The sequence below is a fragment of the Modestobacter lapidis genome (assembly GCF_054780755.1).
In genome coordinates, this window is the sequence record NZ_BAAGVS010000022.1 from 36,235 (window position 1) to 57,477 (window position 21,243).

A 21,243-nucleotide genomic window follows, 5' to 3' on the forward strand; every position below is an offset into this window, starting at 1 on the left:
GGTCAGCCGGTCAGCCGGTCAGCCGGAGAAGTGCTGCTCCGGGGTGACCTCCACGTCCAGCAGCAACGGCCCGGTCATCCCCGGCAGCTGCGGGACGACCTCGTCCAGCACCTGGACCAGCTCGGCGTGGCTGGTGATCGCCCGGGCCGGGCAGCCGAACGCGGTGGCCAGTGCGGACAGCCGCACCTCGGGGAAGCTCGGCCAGGGCGCCTTGCCGCTCCCGTGCGCCTCGGCCAGCCGGTCCATGATCGCGTACCCGCCGTTGGCCAGGACGACGAAGAGCGTGCCGACGCCGTAGTGGGCCGCCGTCCACAGCGACTGGATCGCGTACATCGACGAGCCGTCCCCGAGGACGGCGACCACCGGCCGCTGCGGCTGGGCCATCCGGACCCCGACCGCGGCCGGCATGCCGAACCCGAGCCCACCCATGGCCGCGGACAGGAAGCCCAGCGGCCGGCGGGCCGGCACCATGGCCTCCAGGAGCTGGCGGGACGAGGGGCTCTCCTCCACGACCACGGTGTCCGGCGCGAGCCGCTCGGCCAGCAGCGCGTAGACGTGCGGGGCCCGCAGCGGTTCCCCCGCGGCCGGCGGGGGCACCGTCGGGACCGACCGCGCCGGTCGGCCCGACGGCGGTCGGGCGGTCAGCCGGCCGGCGAGCGCGGCGCAGAACGGGCCCGGATCGGTGACGACCGCGAGGTCGGCCGGGCTGTGGTGCACCTCGGCGGGATCGTCGCTGACCAGCACCACCCGGGCGCCGGGGTCGGTCAGGGCGCCCGGCTCGTAGCCGTAGAGCCGGAAGGCCGGCGCGCCGACGACCAGCACCAGGTCATGACCGGCCAGCACCTGCCGCAGCCGACCGCGGCCGGAGGGCAGGTGCCCGCCGAACCGGGGGTGGTCCTGCGGAAAGCCCGCCCGGGCGCTGAACGCCTCCTGGAACACCGGCGCGTCCAGCCGCTCGGCCACCGCCGCCAGGGCCGCCCAGGTGTCGGCCCGGTCGGCTCCGGCACCCACCACCAGGGCCGGCGACCGGGCACCGTCGAGCAGGGCCGCCACCTCGGCGACCGCCGTCGGGTCCGCGCCGCCACCCCGCCGCACCAGCGCCGGCGCGGCCTGGGGCCCGTCGTCGTCCATCGGCTGGAGCCAGTCGTCCATCGGCACGACCACGATCGCCGGGCCGCGGCCGGTGACCGCCTCGTGGTAGGCCCGGGCGACCGCACCGGGCACGTCGCGCGCGATGGCCGGCTGGGTGACCCACACCGGGTACTCCCCGGCCAGCCCCTCGAGCCGTCCGGTGAGGAACGGCTCGAGCGCCAGGTGCCGGCGGTCCTGCTGCCCCACGAGCACGACCAGGGGCGCCCGGTTGACCCGGGCGGTGGCCAGCGCGCCGACGGCGTTGCCCAGGCCCGCCGTGGTGTGCAGGTTGACCAGCGCCGGGCGGTCGGCGGCGATCGCCCAGCCGGTGGCGACCCCCACGACCGACCCCTCGTGCAGGGCCAGCACGAACCGGAAGTCGTCGGGCAGGCCCGCCAGGAACGCCACCTCGGTGGAGCCCGGGTTGGCGAAGATCGTGGTCAGGTCCAGCCGACGGAACACCTCGAGCGTGGCGTCCCGGACGGTCCGCGCCCCGGACGCGCCGGTGGGGTCGTCCATCGGTCAGTCGGTCGCGAGCAGCGCGTCGACGTCGACGGGGTCGCTGGTGATGCCGTACTCCTGCATCAGCTCGGCGACCTCCTCCAGCGACGCCACGTTGATGTCCTGCGGAAAGGCCGGCAGCGCCATCTCCGCGGCGACCTCCGGGGAGATCTGGGTGTAGGTGGTGACGATCCGGCGCACCTCGTCCGGGTTGTCCTGCGCGTACTGCAGCGACTCGCCGATCGCGGCCTGGAAGTCGTCGACCAGTTCCGGCTCCTCGGCGAGCACCTGCTCGGTGGTGAAGTACGTCGCGACGGTGAGGTCGTCGACCGCCTCGGCGAAGTTGGCCAGCACCGTGCGCGCGCCCTGGTTGGTCGCGGCGGTGACGAACGGCTCGACCACCCACGCGGCGTCGACGTCACCGCCGGCCACCGCGGCCGGCATGTCCGGGAAGGGCAGCTCGATGAAGTTGATCGTGCTCGGGTCGCCGCCGGCGTCCTCGACCGCCTTGCGGATGGTCAGCCCGCCGATGTTCTGCAGGTTGTTCACCGCCACGGTCTTGCCCGCGAGGTCCGCGGCGGACTGGACGGGTGAGTCGGCGGCGACCACGACGGCGGAGAAGTCGGTCTCCGGGTCACCGGTGGAGGAGTTCCCCTCGGCCACCACCCGGAGCGGCAGCCCCTGGGAGGCGGCCAGCAGCACCGAGGTCACGTTGCCGAAGGCGAACTGAAAGTCCCCGGCCACCACACCGGGGACGGCGGCGGCGCCACCGGAGCCGGGCACCAGCTCGAGGGAGATCCCGCGGTCGGAGAAGAAGCCCTGCTCCTGCCCCAGGTAGATGGGTGCGACGTCGACGATCGGGATGACCCCGACGGTGAGCTGGCGGGTGCCGTCCTCCCCCGTCGGCGCGGCGCCACCCCCCTCGTCGGAACCGCCGCAGGCGGTCGCGGTGCCGAGCAGCGCCAGGGTGACGATCGGGACGAGCAGGCGGCGCATGGGGGTCTCCTTCGACTCCGGCAGGACGGCAGCGGGCGGGACGGTCAGGCGGGGGTCGTCGCGGCCGAGGCGCCGGTCGCCCCGGCGGGGGCGGGCTCACCACCACGGCGGTGCTTGGCGAGCTGGATCTGCTCGTAGACGTGGTGCCGCAGCTCGGCGAACCGCGGCGAGGACCGGGTGTCGAGCTGGTTGCGCTCGTCCGGCAGGTCGATGGTGAGGTCCTCCATGATCACCGTCGGGGAGGACGACAGCACCAGCACCCGCTCCCCCAGGTACACCGACTCGTCGATGTCGTGGGTGACGAACAGGATCGTGACGCCCAGCTTGTGCCACAGCGACCGGATGAGGTCCTCGAGGTCGGCGCGGGTCTGCGCGTCGACGGCCGCGAACGGCTCGTCCATCAGCAGCACCTGCGGCTGGTAGGCCACCGCCCGCGCGATCGCCACGCGCTGCTGCATCCCGCCGGAGAGCTGCCAGGGGTAGGCGCTGTGCGCCTCGGCCAGCCCGACGGCCTCCAGGGCGTCCCGGACCAGCTCGGCCCGGCGCTCCTTGGCCATCTTCTTCTGCTTCAGCGGCAGCTCGACGTTCTGCTCGACGGTCATCCAGGGGAACAGGCTGCGCCCGTACTCCTGGAAGACCACCGCCATCGACGGCGGCGGGCCGGTGACCTGCGTCCCGTCGAGGGTGACCGTGCCCGACGTGGGTTCCAGCAGGCCGGCGATCACCTTCAGCAGCGTCGTCTTGCCCGCCCCGGAGGGGCCGACGATGCAGACCAGCTCGCCGTTGCCGACGGAGAAGGTGAGGTCGCGGACCGCCTCGACGGTGCGGCCCTGGCCGGTGTAGGTCTTCTGCACCTTGGCGACGTCCAGCAGCGCGGTGCGCCCCGTGGGGGTGGCGGTCGGGTCGCTCATCACTTCTCTCCTCGTTGCGATCGACGCAGGCCGTGGTACCAGCGCAGGCTGCGCCGCTCGAAGAGGGCGAACAGCAGGGACATGACGAACCCGAGGATGCCCAGCAGCAGGATGCCGCTCCACATCTCCGGGATGGCGAAGCTCCGCTGGAACTGGATGATCGCAAAGCCCAGCCCGTTGAAGCTGCCGAACAGCTCGCTGATGACCATCAGGATGATCGAGATCGACAGCGCCTGACGCATTCCGGCGATGATCTGCGGGCTGGCCGAGGGCAGCACCAGGTGCCGCATCCGAGCCCAGCCGCTGACCCCGTAGGACCGGGAGGTGTCCGAGAGCACCTCGTCGACGGCCCGGACCCCTTCGACGGTGTTCAGCAGCACCGGCCAGATCGCGCCGAACACGATCACGATGATCTTGGCGGTGTCGCCGATGCCGGCGAACAGGAACAGGATCGGGATCAGCGCCGGTGGGGGGATGGCCCGGAAGAACTCCAGGACCGGCTCGGTCAGCCGGCGCAGCGTGCGGTTGGCCCCGAGCAGGATGCCGAGGCCCACGCCCAGCACGACGGCCCCGGCGTAGCCGATGACCAGCCGGGTGACGCTGGGCAGCACGTCGTCCACGAGCCGGGGGCCGAACCAGACCTCGCCGAACGTGGTGAGGATGGTCTGCAGCGGCGGCGAGTAGTAGTTGGTGCTGCCGGCCGACAGCACCCACCACAGCGTGACGAGCACGACGGGGAGCGCGAGCGCGACGAACAGGCTGCGCCCCCAGCGCAGGACGGTCTGCACGGTCAGCCTCCGATGTCTGCGCGCATCGAGGAGTGCCAGGACAGCGTCCGGCGCTCCAGGGCACGGGCCAGCAGGTTGATGACCACGCCGAGCAGGCCGGTGGTGATGACCAGCCCGTAGACCAGTGGCACCGCACCGCTGGACTGGGCGACGGCGATCTCCGCACCCAGGCCGCGGCCCACGCCGACCAGGCCGGCGGTGACCGCCAGGATCAGCGCCACCGCCGCGGCCAGCCGGACGCCGGTCATCACGTAGGGCAGCGCGGTCGGCCAGATGAGGTAGCGCAGCCGGGCGACCGGCCCCAGCTGGTAGGAGCGCGCGGTCTCCCGCGCGACCGGGTCGACGTCCTGCACGCCGTAGAGCACCTGGATCAGCACCTGCCAGAAGGAGGCGTAGATGACCAGGAGCAGGGTCGACTGGAGCTGGAACCCGAACAGCAGCACGGCCAGCGGGATCAGCGCGACCGAGGGCACCGGGCGGAGGAACTCGATGGTCGAGGCGGTGTAGCGGCGCAGCACCTCGACGCTGCCGAGCAGCAGGCCCAGGGCGATGCCGGCGACCAGCGAGATGCCCAGCCCGATCCCCCAGCCCAGGAGCGTCTCGGTCATCGCGTCCCAGAACCCGGCCGTCTGCACCTCGTCAACCATCGCGGTGACCATCGCGCTCAGCGGCGGGAAGTAGTCGCGCGAGACGATCCCGGTGCGGGGCAGCACCTCGAGCAGCACGGCGAAGCCGACCAGGCCGAGCAGACCCAGCGCCGAGGACGGCGGCGTGAACCGCCGGCGGGCGGGGACGAGGCCGGCCTGGGCGTCGGGGGTGTCCAGGGTGGGGGCGTCGGTCGCGGTCATGCGGGCGCGGGGCGCGTGCGACGGCGGCGGTGTCGGCGCATCGGGGGTGGTTCCTCCGGCGGGGTGTGGTGGCGGCGCTGGGCGCGGGACCGGGGTCGGGTCACTGACGTGCTCGCCATGCGGGAACGAGCTGGCCCTCGGTTACGGTGTGCGCTAGACGCACGACCGTTCACCCAGTGGACCGTAAGTGGTGGGCCGGGTGACGTCAATCTCCGGTCGAAAGGGCTGGCATGGCGCTGCAGGACACTACGGAGGGGTCTCGCGGGGCGCCCTTCGTGCAGTCGCTCGAGCGGGGGCTGGCGGTGATCCGCGCCTTCGACGGCGACCACCGGCAGCTGACGCTCAGCGACGTGGCCCGCCGGACCGGGCTGCCCCGCGCCGCCGTCCGGCGGTTCCTGCTCACCCTGGTCGAACTGGGCTACGTCCGCACCGACGGCCGGCTGTTCTCCCTGCGCCCCCGGGTGCTGGACCTGGGCTACGCCTACCTGTCGAGCACCTCGCTGCCCGAGGTCGTGCAGCCCCACCTGGAGGACTTGGTCGCCCGGGTGCACGAGTCCTGCTCGGTGTCGGTGCTCGACGGCGACGACATCGTCTACGTGGCCCGGGTCGCCACCAAGCGGCTGATGACCGTCGCGATCAACGTCGGCACCCGGTTCCCGGCGTACGCCACGTCGATGGGCCGGGTGCTGCTGGCCGCCCGCCCCCCCGCCGAGCGGGCCGCGTACCTGCGCACCGCCCGCCTGGATCAGCTCACCCGGCACACGGTGACCGACCCGGACCGGCTCGCGGCGGTGCTGGCCGAGGTCGCCGGCCAGGGCTTCGCGCTGCTGGACCAGGAGCTGGAGGAAGGGCTGCGCTCGATCGCCGTGCCGGTGCGCGACGCCACCGGCGGCGTGGTCGCGGCCATGAACGTCTCCGCCTCGGCCCGGCGCGGCCCCGAGGCGCTGTACCGCGACGTGCTCCCCCCGCTGCGGCAGGCCGCCCTCGCGGTGGAGGCGGACCTGCGCCGGACCGCCTGAGCCCGGCCGGCCGGCCGGCCCTCCTGCAGGGTCCCGCCGCGAGCCTGCGAGCGGTGGGGGGCAGGAGGGTCCTTCTTCAGCCGGCGGTGGGAGCGCGGTGCCGCACGGCGTAGGTCAGGGCGTCGACCAGCGCGTGCCACGAGGCCTCGACGATGTTCGCGTGCACCCCCACGGTGGTCCACTCCCGCACCCCGTCGGTGGTGTCGACCAGCACCCGGGTGGTGGCGCTGGTGCCGCCCTGCCAGCCCAGGATCCGCACCTTGTAGTCGGCCAGCGAGACCTGGGCCAGGGAGGGGTAGCGGTTGACCAGCGCCTGGCGCAGTGCGTTGTCCAGCGCGTTCACCGGGCCGTTGCCCTCGCCGGTGCTGATGATCCGCTCGCCGTCCACGTGCACCTTGACGGTGGCCTCGCTGACCACCACCCCGTTGCCCCAGTGCTCCACCGAGGACCGGTAGCTCTCCAGCTCGAACAGCGGCTCGGGGGCGCCGGGCAGCTCCGAGCGCAGCAGCAGCTCGAAGGAGGCGTCGGCCGCCTCGAAGGACCAGCCGTCGGCTTCCAGGACCTTCACCTGGTCGACCACCCGGCCGATGGCGTCGCCCTGCCCGGCGAGATCCACCCCGAGCTCGCGGCCCTTGAGCTCGACCGAGGCCCGGCCGGCCATCTCGGTGACCAGGATGCGCATGTCGTTGCCGACCACGCCGGGGTCGAGGTGGTTGTACAGCTGCGGGCTGACCTTGATCGCGCTGGCGTGCAGGCCGGCCTTGTGGGCGAAGGCGGAGGCACCGACGAACGGCTGGTGGTCGTCGGGGGCGATGTTGGCCAGCTCGGCGATCGCGGAACTGACCCGCTTGAGCTCGGCGACGCACTGCGGGGGCACCACCGGCAGCCCCATCTTGGTCACCAGGTTGGCGATCAGCACGAAGGTGTCGGCGTTGCCGGCCCGCTCGCCGTAGCCGTTCGCCGTTCCCTGCACGTGGGTGGCCCCCGCCTCCACGGCGGCGAGCGAGTTGGCCACCGCGCAGCCGGTGTCGTCCTGGCAGTGGATGCCCAGCCGCCCGCTGGTCCGGGCCCGGACGTCGGCGACGACCCGGCCCACGCCGGTGGGCAGCATGCCGCCGTTGGTGTCGCACAGCACGCCGACCTCCGCTCCGGCGGCGAAGGCGGCCTCGAGCACCCGGACGCCGTAGTCGGGGTCGGCGGCGTGGCCGTCGAAGAAGTGCTCGCAGTCGACGAACACCCGTCGTCCGTGCCCGACCAGGTGCGCGACGGTGTCCGACACCATCGCCAGGTTCTCCTCCAGGGTCGTGCGCAGCGCCTCCCGCACGTGCCGGACGTCGGACTTGGCGACCAGGCAGACCACCGGCGTCCCGGCGTCGAGCAGCGCCTGCACCTGCGCGTCCTCCGCCACGGCGACACCGGCCTTGCGGGTGGCGCCGAAGGCGACCAGCTGCGCGTGCCTCAGGTCCAGCTCGGTGCGGGCCCGGGCGAAGAACTCGGTGTCCTTGGGCAGCGCGCCCGGCCAGCCGCCCTCGATGAAGCCGACGCCGATCTCGTCGAGCAGACGCGCGACGGCGAGCTTGTCGGCGACGGAGTAGCTCACGCCCTCGCGCTGGGCGCCGTCGCGCAGCGTGGTGTCGAAGACGTGGAAGTCGACGGGCTGTGCCTGGACTGGCGGGACCACTGGTGCTCCTGGGTGAACGGTACGGGCCCCGAACACGAAAAAGACCTCCCGGAAAGGGGAGGTCGGCGCGCAGTCGGGGTGGGGACTGCGCGCTAGATGATGATGATCGTGTCGGGAGCGGACATCGGGTTCAGTACAGCACGGCGCGCGGCTCCCCGGAACAGCGGGCCCGGCTCACCCGGACGGCCCGCCCGCAGGGGCCCACGCCGAGCGGAGCGAGGTGTGGGGGGCGGGCGGGTCCTTGTTCAGCCGCCGGCGAGGGCGGTGAGCCGGTCGCCGACCTCGGCGGTGCGGACCTGGGCCTTCGGGTCGCGGGTCGACAGGTCGAAGGCGACCGCGGCGTTGACCCGCTTGGCCTGGTCGGTGCGGCCCAGGTGCTCCAGGAGCAGGGCGACCGAGAGGACGGCGGCGGTCGGGTCGGCGAGGCCCCGGCCGGCGATGTCGGGCGCCGACCCGTGCACCGGCTCGAACATGCTCGGGTTGGTGCCCGAGGCGTCGAGGTTGCCGCTCGCGGCCAGCCCGATCCCGCCGGTCACGGCGGCGGCGATGTCGGTGACGATGTCGCCGAAGAGGTTGTCGGTCACGATGACGTCGTAGCGGGACGGGTCGGTGATGAAGTACATCGACGCCGCGTCGACGTGCTGGTAGGCGACGGTGACCTCCGGGAACTCGGCCGCGACCTCCTCCACCGTGCGGGACCACAGCGATCCCGCGTGGGTGAGCACGTTCGTCTTGTGGATCAGCGTGAGGTGCCTGCGCGGCCGGGCGACGGCGCGCTCGAACGCGTACCGGACGACGCGCTCGACGCCGAAGGCGGTGTTGAGGCTGACCTCGGTGGCGACCTCGTGCGGGGTGTCCCGGCGCAGCACGCCACCGTTGCCGACGTACGGGCCCTCGGTGCCCTCGCGGATGCAGAGCATGTCGATCTCGCCCGGCTCGGCCAGCGGGCTGCGGACGCCGTCGAAGAGCCGGGCGGGGCGCAGGTTGACGTGGTGGTCGAGCTCGAAGCGGAGCTTGAGCAGCAGGCCGCGCTCGAGGATGCCGGCGGGCACCGACGGGTCGCCGACGGCGCCGAGCAGGATCGCGTCGTGCTGCCGCAGCTCGTCGAGCACCGCGTCGGGCAGCAGCTCGCCGGTCCGCTGCCAGCGGGCGGCCCCCAGGTCGTAGGGGGTGGTCTCGACGTCCGGGGCGACCGCCCTCAGGACCTTGAGGCCCTCGGCCACCACCTCGGGACCGATGCCGTCTCCAGGGACCACTGCCAGGCGCATGAGGTCAGAGGTTAGTGGGCCGGCTCGACGGCCTGCGCACCCGCTCCGGCCGACGCTCCCCGGCAGGGACGCGCTCGCCCCCGGCGAGCGGTTGCTCGCCGGGGGCGTCGGGTGCCGAGCGGGACCGGTCAGACCGGGTTGAGGTCGGCCGCGCGGGCCTGCCGGGCACCGATGCGCCCGGCGATGTCGCCCAGCAGCTCGCTGCTCACCGGGCTGTCGACGGTGACCGCCATCAGCGCGTCGCCGCCCTGGGTGGTGCGGCTGACCTGGGCACCGGCGATGTTGATGCCGGCCTCTCCCAGTGCGGCGCCCACCGCGCCGACGACGCCGGGCCGGTCGGCGTAGACGAAGAACAGCAGGTACCCGTCGGCCGAGAGGTCGAGGTCGAAGCCGCCGACCTCGGTCAACTTGGGCACCTGGTTCTTGCCGTAGAGCGTGCCGGAGACCGTGATCCCGGTGCCGTCGGACATCGCGCCGCGGACGGTGATGAGGTTGCGGTAGTCGGGGCTCTCCGGGTCACTGGTCAGCGCGACCTCGAGCCCGCGCTGTCCGGCCAGCAGCGGCGCGTTGACGTAGGTGACCGGCTCCTCCACGACGTCGGCGAAGACACCGCGCAGCACCGCGAGCGAGACGACGGAGACATCGAACTCGGCGATCTTGCCGAGCACCTCGACGTGCACCGACTGGGCCAGCCCGCCGGCGACCGCGGTGAAGACCCGGCCGAGCTTCTCCGCCAACGGCAGCCCCGGGCGCACGTCCTCGGCGACGATGCCGCCGGCCTGGACGTTGACCGCGTCGGGGACGAAGTCGCCCTGCAGCGCCAGCCGGACGCTGCGGGCCACCGCGGTGCCCGCCTTGTCCTGCGCCTCGGTGGTGGAGGCGCCCAGGTGCGGGGTCACGACCACGTTGGGCAGGCCGAACAGTGGGCTGTCGGTGCAGGGCTCCTTGGCGTACACGTCGATGCCCGCGGCCCCCACCTGCCCGGACCCGAGGGCGGCGGCCAGCGCGGCCTCGTCGACCAGCCCGCCGCGGGCGGCGTTGACGATGATCACGCCACGCTTGGTGGCGGCGAGCTGGTCGGCACCGATCAGGCCCAGCGTCTCCGGGGTCTTGGGCAGGTGGATGGTGATGAAGTCCGACTCGCGCAGCAGCTCGTCCAGGGAGACCAGCCGGACGCCGAGCTGGGCGGCCCGGCCGGGCTGGATGTAGGGGTCGTAGGCGATGAGGGTGACGCCGAAGGCGGCCAGCCGCTGGGCCACCAGGACGCCGATCCGGCCCAGGCCGACGACGCCGACGGTCTTCTCGGTCAGCTCGACACCGGTGAACTTCGACCGTGCCCATTTCCCTGCGCGCAGCGAGGCGTCCGCCGCCGGGATGTGCCGGGCGGCTGCCAGCAGCAGCGCGACGGCGTGCTCGGCGGCGCTGACGATGTTGGAGGTGGGGGCGTTGACGACGAGCACGCCGCGCTCGGTGGCGGCGGCGACGTCGACGTTGTCCAGGCCGATCCCGGCGCGGGCCACCACCTTCAGCTGCGGCGCCGCCGCGAGCGCCTCGGCGTCGATCTGGGTGGCCGACCGGATCAGCACGGCGGCCGCATCGGCGAGGGCCGGCAGCAGGGCGGCGCGATCAGCGCCGTCGACGTGCCGGATCTCGACGTCGGTCCCCAGCACCTCCAGGACACTGGGAGCGAGCTCCTCGGCGATCAGGACGACGGGCGCGGGCCCCGGCACAGGAACGGTCACAGGGCAGCAGCCTAGGAGCGTGCCGTCGGCGGCGGATCAGCGGCCGTCGCACCGGGGCTCCCGGGCGGGTCCGTGGGCCCCTCCGACGGCACCCCTGCGGGTACCGCGAGCTTGCTCCGGTGCGGCCCGCGCAGCCATCCTGGCGCGGCAGCGCCGGTGCCGCCGGCCTCGTGCGGAGGAGACCATGAGCGACGAGCGCCACGACCAGCAGCCCGGCCGGCCGGCCGGGCAGGACTCCCCTGCCGACCAGCCGTACGGACAGTCCGGCGGGCAGCAGTACGGCCAGGCCCCGCAGTACGGCCAGGCCCAGCAGTACGGCCAGGCCCCGCAGTACGGCCAGCCGCCGCAGTACGGCGGGTCGACCCAGTACGGGCAGCCGCCGCAGTACGGGCAGCAGGCGCCGTACGGCCAGCAGACCCAGTACGGCCAGACCGCCCAGTACGGCCCGCAGTACGGCCAGCCCTCCCCCTACGGCCCCTACGGCCCGTACGGCGGCTCCGGGGTGCCGGCCCGTCCGGGGTCGGTCATCACCGCCGCGGTGCTGGCTTTCGTGTACGGCGCCTTCGGCCTGCTGGCCGCGGTGGGGATGCTCGCCTTCGGAGCGGTGGTCGACGACCTGATCGGCATGATCGAGGAGAGCGACGAGTCGCTGGGGGCCATCGACCCGGGGGCCGTCGACGCCGCCCGGGCGGGCCTCGTCGTCTTCGGTCTGATCGCGCTGGCCTGGACGGTGCTCATGGTGTGGGGCGCGGTGCTGGCCATCCGTGGGCGCAGCCGGGTGCTGCTCCTGGTCGGTGGCTCCATCGCGATCGCGGTCACCGGGTTCGTGCTGTTCGCCGCGGTCCTGGGGGCGACGGATCCGAACACCCAGGACGCGGCGGGCGGCGTCGTCCTCGGCCTGGTGCTGTTCCTCGGCGCGCTGGCCATCGTGGTGCTGCTGTGCCGGAAGAGCGCGGCCCAGTTCTTCGCCGCCCACCGCGCCCGCCGGTCCTGACGCACGAGGGCCCCTGCCGCACCGGTCGGTGCGGCAGGGGCCCCTGGACGTGCTGGAACGGCCCCCTCGCAGGAGGCATGGCCCCTCTGCAGGGTCCCGCGCCGAGCGTGCGAGGCGTGGGGGGCAGAGGGGTCCTTCTTCAGTTCCGGGCAGCGCTGCCGGTGTAGTCGTCCGCGGTGGACACCCAGCTCATCAGCCCGCGCAGGTGGCGGCCGGTCTCCTCGATCGGGTGCGCCTCGGCGGCGGCCCGCTTGGCCGTGAAGTCCGGGGCGCCGGCGTCCTGGTCGGCGATGAACGCGGCCGCCCAGGAGCCGTCCTGGATCGCGCCGAGGATGTCCTTCATCGTGCCCTTGACGTGGTCGTCGACGACCTTGGGCCCGGAGGTGTAGTCGCCGTACTCCGCGGTGTCGGACACCGACCAGCGCTGCTTGGCGATCCCGCCCTCGTACATGAGGTCGACGATCAGCTTGAGCTCGTGCAGGCACTCGAAGTAGGCGATCTCGGGCTGGTAGCCGGCCTCGGTCAGCGTCTCGAAGCCGGCGGTGACCAGCGCGGACATGCCGCCGCACAGCACGGCCTGCTCACCGAACAGGTCGGTCTCGGTCTCCTCGGTGAAGGTCGTCTTGATCACGCCCGCCCGGGTGCCGCCGATGCCCTTGGCGTAGGAGAGCGCGAGCGCCTGCGCCGCGCCGCTGGCGTCCTGCTCGACGGCGATCAGGCAGGGCACGCCCTTGCCGTCGCTGAACTCGCGGCGCACCAGGTGCCCGGGGCCCTTGGGGGCGACCATGGCGACGTCCACGCCGGCCGGGGGCTTGATGTAGCCGAACCGGATGTTGAAGCCGTGGCCGAAGAACAGCGCGTCGCCGTCCTGCAGGTTGGGCTCGACCGACTCGGTGTAGAGGTTCCGCTGCACGTGGTCCGGGGCCAGGATCATGATCAGGTCGGCCTCGGCGGACGCCTCGGCCGGGGTCAGCACGCGCAGGCCCTCGGCCTCGGCCTTGGCCCGGCTCTTCGAGCCCTCGGGCAGACCCACGCGGACGTCGACGCCGGAGTCGCGCAGCGACAGCGCGTGGGCGTGGCCCTGGCTGCCGTAGCCGAGGACGGCGACGGTGCGCCCTTGGATGATCGAGAGGTCGGCGTCGTCGTCGTAGAAGATCTCGGCGGCCATGGAGGCGATTCCTTCCGGTGGTACGTGCTTTATCGCGATAAAGCTCGGTGGGGACCGGCGTCCGTCATCGGGCGCCGGGAGTTCGGTGGTCGGGTGCGGCTAGGCGGTGCGCTCGACCGGGCGCAAGGTACCGGCGCCGCTCATCGACCGCGGACCGCGGCCCAGTGCGACGGTGCCGGACTGGGCCATCTCCTTGATGCCCAGCGGGGCGAGGACGGCCAGCAGGGCCTGCAGCTTGTCCGGCGTCCCGGTGGCCTCGAGGGTGACGGTGTCGGTGTTGACGTCGATCACCCGGGCGCGGAACAGCTCGGCGGTCTGCAGCACCTGGTGCCGGTCGGCCAGCGGCGCGCGGACCTTGACCAGCAGCAGCTCACGCTGCACCGCCGCGGTGTCCAGCTCCACGATCTTGATCACCTCGATCAGCTTGTTCAGCTGCTTGGTGATCTGCTCCAGCGGCTGGGCCTCCGCGTCGGCGACGATCGTCATCCGGGACAGGTCGGGGTTCTCGGTGGGCCCCACCGCGAGGGACTCGATGTTGTAGCCGCGCCGGCTGAACAGCGCGGAGACCCGCGCCAGCACGCCGGACTTGTTCTCGACCAGCACCGAGAGCGTGTGTCGCGTCATCCCTACACCTGTCCCTCTCCGAAGACCGGGCGCACGTCGCGCGCGGCCAGGATGTCGTCGTTGCTGGCGCCGGCGGCCACCATCGGCCAGACCTGCGCGTCGGAGCCGACGATGAAGTCGATGACGACCGGGGCGTCGTTGATCGCCATGGCCTTCTCGATCACCGCGTCGACGTCGTCCTTGCTCTCGCACCGCAGGCCCACGCAGCCCAGCGCCTCGGCGAGGGTGACGAAGTCGGGGATGCGCACCTGCTTGACCGACCCGTCGCCGGTGTGGGTGTTCAGCCGGGTGTTGGAGTAGCGCCCCTCGTAGAAGAGGGTCTGCCACTGCCGGACCATGCCGAGATTGCCGTTGTTGATGACGGCGACCTTGATCGGGATGCCCTCGATGGCGCAGGTGGCGAGCTCCTGGTTGGTCATCTGGAAGCAGCCGTCACCGTCGATGGCCCACACCGTGGTGTCCGGGCAGCCGTACTTGGCGCCCATCGCCGCCGGGACGGCGTAGCCCATGGTGCCCAGGCCACCGCTGTTGAGCCAGCTGCCCGGCTTCTCGTAGGAGATGAACTGGGCGGCCCACATCTGGTGCTGGCCCACACCGGAGGCGTAGATCGCGTCGGGCCCGGCGATCGCGCCCAACCGCTCGATCACGTACTGCGGGGACAGCGCGCCGTCCTCGGGCCAGTCGTAGCCCAGCGGGTACTTCGCCCGCCACTGCTCCAGCTGGGCCCACCAGGAGGTGAGCTCCGGGGCGCGCCCGGCGGCGTGCTCGGCCTGCAGCGCGCTCACCAGCTCGGCGATGGTGGCCTTGGCATCGCCCACGATCGGCACGTCGGCCCGGCGGTTCTTGCCGATCTCGGCCGGGTCGATGTCGGCGTGGACGATCGCCGCGTGCGGGGCGAAACTCGACAGCTGACCGGTCACCCGGTCGTCGAACCGCGCCCCGAGGGCGACGAGCAGGTCGGCCTTCTGCAGCGCGGTGACCGCGGTGACGTTGCCGTGCATGCCGGGCATGCCCAGGTTCTGTGGATGGCTGTCGGGGAAGGCGCCGCGGGCCATCAGGGTGGTCACGACGGGGGCGCCGGTCAGCTCCGCGAGGGCCGCCAGCTCCTCGGTGGCGCCGGCCTTGAGCACGCCGCCGCCGACGTAGAGCACGGGGCGTGCGGCGCCGGCGATCAGCGCCGCGGCCTCCCGCACCTGCTTGCCGTGCGGCCGGGTGGTCGGCTTGTAGCCGGGCAGGTCGATCCGCGGCGGCCAGTCGAAGTCGGTGGTCGCCTGCAGGACGTCCTTGGGGATGTCGACCAAAACCGGGCCGGGCCGGCCGGTGCAGGCCAGGTGGAAGGCCTCGGCGATCCGCTGCGGGATGTCCCGGGCGTCGGTCACCAGGAAGTTGTGCTTGGTGATCGGCATGGTGATGCCGCGGATGTCGGCTTCCTGGAAGGCGTCGGTGCCGATGGCCGCGGTCGGCACCTGGCCGGTGATCGCCACCACCGGAACCGAGTCCATGTAGGCATCGGCCAGCGGCGTGACCAGGTTGGTGGCACCCGGGCCCGAGGTGGCCATGCACACCCCGACCCGGCCGGTGGCCTGGGCGTAGCCCTGGGCGGCGTGCCCGGCGCCCTGCTCGTGGCGGACCAGCACGTGCCGCAGCGCGGAGTCGAAGAGGGGGTCGTAGGCCGGCAGGATCGCCCCGCCGGGGATGCCGAACACGACCTCCACGCCGACGGCCTCCAGGGAGCGGACCAGGCTCTGCGCCCCGGTGATGCCGGTGGCCGGCTCGGCGGCGGCCTCGGCCATCGTCCGGGCGGTCGTCTCGACGCCCAGACCGGCCTGGGCGGCGGAGTCGGTCGGCGTGGTCGCGGTCGCGGGGGCCGGACCGGCACCGGGCGCCGGACCGACGGCGGTAGCGGATGCCGGGGCGGGTCGGCCGGCGCTGCTGGTGGTGCTCATCTTCGACGATCTCCCTGGGCGGGGGGCGGGGGCGGCGAGGGGCGAGATCGTTGGCCGGTCGGACTCCCGGCCAACAAAAAACCCCTCGTGCCGTTGGCACGGAGGGGTGGCGCGTCGGTCGGGGTGGACCGGCGCGCTAGGCGATGACTACGAGGAGGGTGCGGCGCACACGGACACTGTGCGCCGGGAAGGCGCCCTACGTCAACCACGACATCCCATCAGGTGGACTCCCGGGACAGGATCCGTGGGACGCGGCATGCTGCGGAGCCGGTCAGACCGCCGTCGCCACCACACCGGCGGCCGGGACGGCGTCGAACAGACCACCGTCGAAGCCGTCGACCACGGCCGCGATGTCGGCCACCTCGGTGGGCCGCCCGAGCAGGTAGCCCTGCAGGTAGGCGCAGCCCATGTCCCGCAGGGCGGCCATCTCCTCCGCCGTCTCGACCCCCTCGGCCGCGACGTCGATCCCCAGCCGGCGGCCCAGGTCGATGACGCTCTGCACCAGGGCGGCGCTGCGCTCGTCGTGCGCGATGTCGGCCAGGAACTCCCGGTCCATCTTCAGCACGTCGACCGGCAACCTGGCGAGGTAGGCGAACGTCGAGTACCCACGCCCGAAGTCGTCCAGGGCGATCCGGCAGCCCAGGTCGTGCAGGGTCTGCAGGTCGCCGTCGGCCCGGTCGCGCTCGTTGATGAACAGCGACTCGGTGACCTCGAGCAGCAGCCGGTCGGCCGACAGCCCGGCGGCCCGCAGCGCGGCGGTGACGTCGGGGACCAGGCACCCGGCCTGCAGGTGGCGCACGCTGATGTTCACGCCGAGCCGCAGGTCCCGCCCGTCCCGCAGCAGGTCGGCCAGCACGACGGTGGCCTGGCCGAGCACCCACCGCTGCAGCGGCACGATCAGGCCGTCGTCCTCGGCGAGCGGGACGAACTCCTCCGGCGACACGTCCCCCAGCAGCGGGTGCCGCCACCGCAGCAGGGCCTCCACACCCAGCACCCGCCGGTCGGTCACCCCGATGATCGGCTGGTAGACCACCCTCAGCTGGCCGCGGCCCAGCGCGTCGGGCAGATCCCGGGCCAGCCGGGTCCGCCGTCCGGTGGCGGAGTCGGCCGCCTCCCCGGCGCAGCGCACGCAGTCCTTGCCGGCGGCCTTGGCCGCCCGCAGTGCGAGGTCGGCCTGCCGGATCGTGGTCGGCACGTCGTCGGCCGGGTCGAGCGCGGTGACCCCGATGCTGCAGGAGACGTCGAAGCGCAGGTCCGGGCCGCCTCCGCCGGTGGGCACCGAGCGGTGCACGTCACGCAGTTCCGCGACGATCCGCTCGGCCAGCGCGGTGGCCTCCTCCAGGCCGGCGGCCACCAGGACGGCGAACTCGTCGCCGCCCAGCCGACCCACCAGGTCCCGGTCCCGGACGGACGTGCGCAGCCGGGCGGCCACCTCGACGAGCAGCAGGTCCCCCGCCTCGTGGCCGGCCACGTCGTTGACCGCCTTGAAGCCGTCCAGGTCCAGCATCAGCAGGCAGCCGGGGTGTCCCTCGGCCGCCCGGCTGCGGGCGTCGGTCAGGGCGGCCATCAGCCGGGCCCGGTTCGGCAGCCCGGTCAGGTAGTCGGTGTAGGCCAGCCGCTCCAGCTCCAGCTCGCTGCTGCGCCGGTGGTCGACGTCGCGCAGGTGCACCACGAGCCCGTGCCGGTGCCCGCCGTCCGGCCCGCCGTCGGGCATCCCGGGCAGCACCGCGGAGCTCACCACCCGGACCGCCTCGACGTTGCGCCAGCCACCCTCACGGGCGCGCAGCCGGAAGACCCGCCCGCGCGCGCCCGCAGGGTCGGGAACCGGATCGAGCACCCGGTCGAGCTCGGCCCGGTCCTCGTCGTGGACGAGGTCGGCCAGCCGCCGGCCGGCCACGTCGCGGGGCGTCCAGGCCGTCGGGCCGCGGCCGCCCCCGGAGCTCCAGGTGATCCGGCCGTGGGAGTCGAGCAGGATCGTGAGGTCCGCGGCACTGTGCACCAGCGTGCGGAAGTAGGCCTCCGTGCTCAGCACCTGCCGGGTCAGCCGGGCGCCGTCCGCCGCCCAGACCAGCGTGCGGGCGAGGATGAGGGCGAGCAGCACCGCGGCGGAGACCGCTTCGACCGGCGTGAGCGGCCGGCCGGCCACCCCGCCGACGAGGAGCACCAGGATGCCGCCGAACCCGACGCAGTAGCTGAGCACGACCCCGGCCAGCGGCGCCGCGGCCACCGCCTCGTCGCTGCGCGCGCTCGGCCCGGGGTCGCGGGCCAGCGCCAGGGTGCCGGCGGCCAGCACCGCCAGGTAGCAGGTGCTCGTGACGACGTCGAGCAGCGTGGACGGGAACGCCGCGGCCCGCGCACCACTGATCATCGTCGCGGCCAGCGAGACGAAGGCCAGCAGCAGCAGGCCGGCCGCGGGCCGGCGGGCCGGGGTCACCGCGGCGAACGTCACCAACCCTCCGGCGCACAGCACCGCGCTCACCGCCGGGTAGCCCACCGCGAGCACCGGGTCGGTGCCGGTGGTGCCGGTCGCCAGGGGGGCCAGCACCTCGACCAGCACGCCCAGCGCGATGAGCGCGACGATGCCGTCCAGGGCCACCGGTGCGCGCAGCAGCACGGCCACCGGTCCGCTGGCCGCCAGCGGCAGGTCGGGCAGGCCGGTGGCGACCGGGTTCACCCCGACCCCGGCCGCCGCGCGCAGCGCGTGCCCGAGGCCGAGCAGCACGGCGATGAGCGCGAACGCCCGCCAGGTGGCGGCCGCCACCGGGTCGAGCCGGCGGCAGTGCCGCAGCACGAGCGCGCCGACGACCCAGGTGGCGAGCGCGAGGCCGGCCGGTGCGAGGTGCCCGCGCACGCCCGGGGCGAGCACCTGGAGGCAGCCGAGGACCACGGCGGACCCGGCCAGGCCGGCGGCGACCACGGTCCGGGGCCAGCCGGGTGCCGGGCCGGAGGCGGTCACACCCGGCCGGGGATGCCGGGCCACAGCTGGCCGGCCCCCTGCTCCAGCAGCTCCTCCAGCGCGGCCAGGCTGACCGGCCGGGAGAGCAGGAAGCCCTGCGCGTAGCCGCACCCCAGGGACTCCAGGACGGTCAGCTGCGCGGTGGTCTCCACCCCGACGGCGACGACGTCCACGCCCAGCGCGGCGCCGATGCCGACGATCGACTCGCACACCGCCCGGGTGTAGCGGTCCCGGTCGACGCGGGCGAGGAAGGACCGGTCCAGCTTGATGATGTCGACCGGCAGCCGGGACAGCTGGGGCAGCGAGGACTGGCCGCTGCCGAAGTCGTCGAGCGCCAGGTGCACGCCCATCAGCCGCAGCGCGGCGACGTCGGCCGCCACCCGCTCGCCGCCGACGGCGACCGCCGCCTCGCAGATCTCCACGACCAGCCGCTCCGGGGGCAGGCCGCTGGCCTGCAGGGCGCCGGACACGTCGCCGACCAGGGTGCCCGACGCCAGGTGCGGCAGGGAGATGTCGACGCCGAGCTTCAGCGCGAGCCCCTGCTCGGGCAGCCCCGCCGCGGCGGCGGTGGCCTCCCGCAGGACCCAGCGCTGCAGGTCGACGTCCAGGCCGGCGCGCGCGGCGACGGGCAGGAACTCCTCGGGCAGCACGTCACCGAACACCGGGTGCCGCCAGCGCAGTGACGCCTCGACCCCGGTGACCCGCTGGTCGGCCAGCCCGACGATCGGCTGCCAGGCCAGTCCGAGCTCGCCCCGTTCGCGGGCGCCCACCAGGTCGCGGCGCAGCTGCTCCGCGCGGTCGCGGGCCGCACCCATGGCGTCGGTGTAGCGGCGCACCGTGCCGGGAGCCGCGGCACGGGCGTCCCGCACGGCCAGGTCGGCGCGGTCGAGGGCCTCCCGCTCGGACAGCCCCGCGGACAGCGGCACGAGCCCGACGGCCGCGGTGAGGTCGACCAGGCCGGAGCCGGTCGCCAGCGGCTGCTCGATCACCGACAGGCAGCGGGCGGCCACCCGGTCGGCGTCCGCGCGGGTGCCCATCGCCAGGACGCTGAACGTCCCGGTGCCGATCCGGGCGACCTGGTCCTCACTGCGCAGCGTGCTGCGCAGCCGGCGGCCGATCTCGACCAGGGCGACGTCGACGACGTCGCCGCCGGAGCGGTCGAGGGAATCGTGCAGGCCCTGCAGCTCGAAGAGGAGCAGCGAGGCGCCCTCCGCGGGGGCCGGCGGCTCCGGGGTGCCGGAGCCGTCGGCGCCGGCAGTCCCCGGCTCGGCGTCGGCCCGGTCACTGAGCGCGCCGAGCCGGCTACTCAGGGCGACCAGCTGGGCGGCCCGGTTCGGCAGGCCCGTCAGCGGGTCGGTGAAGGCGATGGAGTGCAGCTGGTCCTCGCGGTCCAGCCGTGCGGTCACGTCGCGGCAGTGCAGCACCAGGGCCTGAACGTCGTCATCGGCACGCAGGTCGCTGACGCCGGTCTCCAGCACGCGCCAGCACCCGCGCGGCGCGGGCAGCCGGAAGGTGCGCAGCCCGGCCGGTCCCGCCCCCGCCCCTGCCGCCTCGCCGGTCAGCCAGCCGGCGACCGCCTCCGCGTCGTCGGGGTGCACGACGCTGGGCAGCCGGCTGCCCACCAGGTCGGTGCCGGCGGCGGCGGTCCCGGCGGCCAGGGTCGGCGCGGCCCACGTGACGCGCAGGTCGCCGTCGAGGATCAGCACGGCGTCGCTGCTGGAGCGCACCAGGGAGCGGAAGTAGGCCTCGCTGCGGTCGAGCCGCCGGGCGACCCGCGCCTCGTCCCGGGCGGTGACCGCCCGGTGCAGCGCGGTGAGCACGAGGCCGGCCAGCACGGCGGCCGCGGCCACCGGGCCGTGGCCGGCACCGAGCACGGCGGACGCCACGAACAGCAGGGCGGCCACCACCATCACCAGGTGCGGGAGCACCTGCCCGGCGAGGCCGAGCCCGGCGGCCCGCCCGGTGGGAGGCGCCTCGCCGGCGGCATCCGGGCCGTGGTCGCGCCGCACCGCCAGCACGACCAGGAGCAGGGAGGCCACCTGGAGGACGGGCACCCAGGTGGTCAGGCCGGTGAGGTGGCCGCTCGAATCCAGGATGGTGACGGCGTGGCCGGCGGCCGTGGTGGTGACGGCGAGCAGCAGGGCCGCACCGGGAACGCGGCGTCCGGCGGAGGCGGAGACCAGGACCAGCACGGCCGACAGCAGGGCAGCCGTTGCCGCGCAGGAGACCTCGAGGGCGGTGCGGGTGGCGACGTCGAGGGGTGGCCCCTGGAGCACCGGGCCGACGACGAGCACCTGGGCCAGCACCATGGCCGCGCTGAAGAACAAGGCCGTCTCGGTGACCAGCCGGGCCCCGCCCCGGCGCAGCTGCGCCCAGGTCAGCAGGGAGAGGACGCCGGCGGCGGCGAGCACGAGGGACGGGACGGAGGCCAGCGACCGGGTCGCGGCCTGCGGGACGTCGCCGGGAAAGGCGGGCAGTCCGGCGACGGCATCGCCCACGACGCCGAGGAGCACGGCCACCGCCAGCAGCGACCAGCCGCGCGCACCGCCGGGTGGACGTCGCCCGGCCCGCCACAGCACCGCCACCGTGACCAGGGCGGTGGTCAGCACCACGAGGTGCGCGGCCCAGGGTGCGGCGCCGCCGGCCGCACCGGTCAGCACCGGGACGGCC

At 74.1% G+C, this 21,243-nt stretch carries 15 protein-coding genes; 2 read left to right on the top strand and 13 right to left on the bottom strand.

What is annotated here, in order from left to right; all coding sequences use genetic code 11:
- Positions 1 to 18: 18 nt before the first annotated feature.
- From ACYVG5_RS17535 to ACYVG5_RS17555, 5 genes are read right to left on the bottom strand one after another with little or no spacing between them, the layout of a single operon-like run.
- Positions 19 to 1,650 carry a thiamine pyrophosphate-dependent enzyme gene (locus ACYVG5_RS17535; RefSeq protein ID WP_222049228.1) on the bottom strand — a complete coding sequence of 544 codons (1,632 nt, stop codon included), beginning with the start codon at positions 1,648 to 1,650 and terminating at the stop codon, positions 19 to 21.
- 3 nt (positions 1,651 to 1,653) lie between these two features.
- Positions 1,654 to 2,628 (bottom strand): ABC transporter substrate-binding protein, encoded by a 975-nt coding sequence (locus tag ACYVG5_RS17540; protein WP_222049227.1) that lies wholly within the window; start codon positions 2,626 to 2,628, stop codon positions 1,654 to 1,656.
- A 44-nt stretch (positions 2,629 to 2,672) separates the two neighbouring features.
- Positions 2,673 to 3,539, bottom strand: coding sequence for an ABC transporter ATP-binding protein (locus ACYVG5_RS17545; protein ID WP_246630521.1), 867 nt, complete (start codon positions 3,537 to 3,539; stop codon positions 2,673 to 2,675).
- A complete protein-coding gene (locus tag ACYVG5_RS17550) occupies positions 3,539 to 4,327 on the bottom strand; it encodes an ABC transporter permease (RefSeq protein ID WP_460683397.1) in 789 nt (262 codons plus the stop codon). Before ACYVG5_RS17550 ends, ACYVG5_RS17545 begins: the two co-directional genes overlap by 1 nt.
- Positions 4,328 to 4,329: 2 nt before the next feature.
- Positions 4,330 to 5,175 carry an ABC transporter permease gene (locus ACYVG5_RS17555; RefSeq protein WP_222049226.1) on the bottom strand — a complete coding sequence of 282 codons (846 nt, stop codon included), beginning with the start codon at positions 5,173 to 5,175 and terminating at the stop codon, positions 4,330 to 4,332.
- 275 nt (positions 5,176 to 5,450) lie between these two features.
- On the opposite strand from ACYVG5_RS17555, the gene ACYVG5_RS17560 reads away from it, so the two are divergent.
- Complete coding sequence (locus ACYVG5_RS17560) at positions 5,451 to 6,194, top strand: IclR family transcriptional regulator domain-containing protein (RefSeq protein ID WP_222049225.1); 744 nt, start codon at positions 5,451 to 5,453, stop codon at positions 6,192 to 6,194.
- A 76-nt stretch (positions 6,195 to 6,270) separates the two neighbouring features.
- On the opposite strand, the gene cimA is transcribed toward ACYVG5_RS17560, so the two are convergent.
- The 3 genes from cimA to serA form a co-directional block, all read right to left on the bottom strand.
- The gene (gene cimA, locus ACYVG5_RS17565; protein ID WP_222049224.1) at positions 6,271 to 7,875 is read right to left on the bottom strand and encodes a citramalate synthase; all 1,605 of its coding nucleotides are present in this window, start codon (positions 7,873 to 7,875) and stop codon (positions 6,271 to 6,273) included.
- 245 nt (positions 7,876 to 8,120) lie between these two features.
- Positions 8,121 to 9,143, bottom strand: a complete 1,023-nt coding sequence (locus tag ACYVG5_RS17570) for a 3-isopropylmalate dehydrogenase (RefSeq protein ID WP_222049223.1) — start codon at positions 9,141 to 9,143, stop codon at positions 8,121 to 8,123.
- A 128-nt stretch (positions 9,144 to 9,271) separates the two neighbouring features.
- Positions 9,272 to 10,885: a phosphoglycerate dehydrogenase gene (serA, locus tag ACYVG5_RS17575; RefSeq protein ID WP_460683398.1), complete on the bottom strand. Its 1,614-nt coding sequence runs from the start codon at positions 10,883 to 10,885 to the stop codon at positions 9,272 to 9,274.
- A 184-nt stretch (positions 10,886 to 11,069) separates the two neighbouring features.
- Between serA and ACYVG5_RS17580 the strand changes: the two genes are divergently transcribed.
- Positions 11,070 to 11,879: a hypothetical protein gene (locus ACYVG5_RS17580; protein WP_222049222.1), complete on the top strand. Its 810-nt coding sequence runs from the start codon at positions 11,070 to 11,072 to the stop codon at positions 11,877 to 11,879.
- A gap of 139 nt (positions 11,880 to 12,018) precedes the next feature.
- Here ACYVG5_RS17580 and ilvC read toward each other — a convergent pair whose 3' ends face one another.
- The 5 genes from ilvC to ACYVG5_RS17605 form a co-directional block, all read right to left on the bottom strand.
- Entirely contained in the window at positions 12,019 to 13,047 is a 1,029-nt protein-coding gene (gene ilvC, locus ACYVG5_RS17585) for a ketol-acid reductoisomerase (RefSeq protein WP_222049221.1), read from the bottom strand.
- A 99-nt stretch (positions 13,048 to 13,146) separates the two neighbouring features.
- Positions 13,147 to 13,671 (bottom strand): acetolactate synthase small subunit, encoded by a 525-nt coding sequence (ilvN, locus tag ACYVG5_RS17590; protein WP_222049220.1) that lies wholly within the window; start codon positions 13,669 to 13,671, stop codon positions 13,147 to 13,149.
- 2 nt (positions 13,672 to 13,673) lie between these two features.
- Entirely contained in the window at positions 13,674 to 15,617 is a 1,944-nt protein-coding gene (locus ACYVG5_RS17595) for an acetolactate synthase large subunit (protein ID WP_222049219.1), read from the bottom strand.
- Between the two features lie 271 nt (positions 15,618 to 15,888).
- Positions 15,889 to 18,573 carry a bifunctional diguanylate cyclase/phosphodiesterase gene (locus ACYVG5_RS17600; protein WP_222049218.1) on the bottom strand — a complete coding sequence of 895 codons (2,685 nt, stop codon included), beginning with the start codon at positions 18,571 to 18,573 and terminating at the stop codon, positions 15,889 to 15,891.
- Entirely contained in the window at positions 18,570 to 21,233 is a 2,664-nt protein-coding gene (locus tag ACYVG5_RS17605) for a putative bifunctional diguanylate cyclase/phosphodiesterase (protein WP_460683399.1), read from the bottom strand. Before ACYVG5_RS17605 ends, ACYVG5_RS17600 begins: the two co-directional genes overlap by 4 nt.
- Between the last annotated feature and the right edge of the window lie 10 nt (positions 21,234 to 21,243).

Excerpts from the sequence above, each read along its gene's own strand:
- ACYVG5_RS17535 (WP_222049228.1), bottom strand. The coding sequence starts at position 1,650 with ATGGACGACCCCACCGGCGCGTCCGGGGCGCGGACCGTCCGGGACGCC.
- ACYVG5_RS17540 (WP_222049227.1), bottom strand. The coding sequence starts at position 2,628 with ATGCGCCGCCTGCTCGTCCCGATCGTCACCCTGGCGCTGCTCGGCACC.
- ACYVG5_RS17545 (WP_246630521.1), bottom strand. The coding sequence starts at position 3,539 with ATGAGCGACCCGACCGCCACCCCCACGGGGCGCACCGCGCTGCTGGAC.
- ACYVG5_RS17555 (WP_222049226.1), bottom strand. The coding sequence starts at position 5,175 with ATGACCGCGACCGACGCCCCCACCCTGGACACCCCCGACGCCCAGGCC.
- ACYVG5_RS17570 (WP_222049223.1), bottom strand. The coding sequence starts at position 9,143 with ATGCGCCTGGCAGTGGTCCCTGGAGACGGCATCGGTCCCGAGGTGGTG.
- ACYVG5_RS17580 (WP_222049222.1), top strand. The coding sequence starts at position 11,070 with ATGAGCGACGAGCGCCACGACCAGCAGCCCGGCCGGCCGGCCGGGCAG.
- ilvC (WP_222049221.1), bottom strand. The coding sequence starts at position 13,047 with ATGGCCGCCGAGATCTTCTACGACGACGACGCCGACCTCTCGATCATC.
- ilvN (WP_222049220.1), bottom strand. The coding sequence starts at position 13,671 with ATGACGCGACACACGCTCTCGGTGCTGGTCGAGAACAAGTCCGGCGTG.
- ACYVG5_RS17595 (WP_222049219.1), bottom strand. The coding sequence starts at position 15,617 with ATGAGCACCACCAGCAGCGCCGGCCGACCCGCCCCGGCATCCGCTACC.